This is a genomic window from Streptomyces sp. NPDC001415 (assembly GCF_053597395.1).
Window position 1 is genome coordinate 1 of sequence record NZ_JBSFIE010000085.1, and the last position, 1,315, is coordinate 1,315.

The window sequence follows — 1,315 nt, forward strand, 5'->3', positions numbered from 1 at the left end:
GCTGCCTGCGTCGGACGGCGCGGTCCAGGTGCAGGTATGGGTGGGTGAGTCCGATGACGGGGGTCGCCGGCCGGTGTCGGTGCATGCGCGTGAGGGTGAGGGCCCCTGGACGCTGCACGCCAGCGGTGTCCTGGCCCCGGTTGTCGAGGCGCCGTCGTTCGATGCCGCGGTGTGGCCGCCGCAGGGCGCCGAGCCGCTCGACGTGGCGGGCTGCTACGAGCGGTTCGCGGACGCCGGGTTCGCTTACGGTCCGGTGTTCCAGGGCCTGCGGGCGGCCTGGAAGGCGGGCGATGACTTCTATGCCGAGGTCGGGCTTCCCGACGGCATGAACGGCGACGCCTACGGGCTGCACCCGGCACTCTTCGACGCGTCGCTGCATGCGGCGCTACTGGGTGGCGAAGGACCGGACGAGAGGGGTGTTCCCTTCTCGTGGAGCGGGGTGACCCTGCACGCGTCCGGTGCCTCCCGGGTGCGGGTCCGCATTCGTGTCACCGGGAACGACAGGTCGATCGCGATCGCGGACACCACCGGCGCGCCGGTGGCCTCGGTACGGTCCCTGACCGTGCGTCCGATCAGCGCCGGGCAGTTGCAGGCCGGCGATTCCCTCTTCAAGGTCGACTGGACCGGCATCCACCTCGCTGGCGAGCCTGTGGGCTCCCTCACCATGCTGGGCAAGGACGCCGAAGGCATCCTCGACGGACTCGCGCTCCAGTCCCACACGGATCTCGACGACATCGCGGAAGCGGGCGCCCACGAGATCGTGCTCGTCCCGCCGGCCATCGGAGCCGCCGGAACGGTGGAGTCGGTGCATGCCGCGGTGGCGGGGGCGTTGGGTGTGATCCAGTCGTGGTTGGCGGAGGGTCGGTTCGCCAGCTCGCGTTTGGTGTTTGTGACGCGGGGTGCGGTGTCGGGTGTGGATCTTGCGGGTGCGGCGGTGTGGGGTCTGGTGCGGTCGGCGCAGTCGGAGCATCCGGGCCGTTTCGGTCTGGTGGATGTGGAGGACGGTGGTGAAGTAGCGCTCATTCCGGGGGTGTTGGCATCGGGCGAGCCCGAACTGCTGGTGCGCGGTGGTGAGGTGCTGGTACCGCGGTTGGCTCGTGCCCGGGCGCAGCAGACCCTCGCCTGGGATCCGTCCGGTACGGTCCTGATCACGGGCGGTACGGGTGGTCTGGGGCGGATCGTTGCTCGGCATTTGGTGGTGGTGCATGGGGTGCGGAGTGTGTTGTTGGTGAGTCGGCGTGGTCCGGCTGCGGAGGGTGTCGGGGAGTTTGTTGCCGAACTCGCGCAGCTTGGCGCGGAGGCTGTTGTCGAGGCG

General features: G+C 70.0%; 1 protein-coding gene. It reads left to right on the forward strand.

Features of this window, described 5'->3' with window-relative positions; genetic code table 11:
• Nucleotides 1-40 precede the first annotated feature (40 nt).
• A partial coding sequence (locus ACWC2B_RS38040) for a polyketide synthase dehydratase domain-containing protein (RefSeq protein WP_450724933.1) occupies nucleotides 41-1,315 on the forward strand: 1,275 nt, incomplete at its 3' end.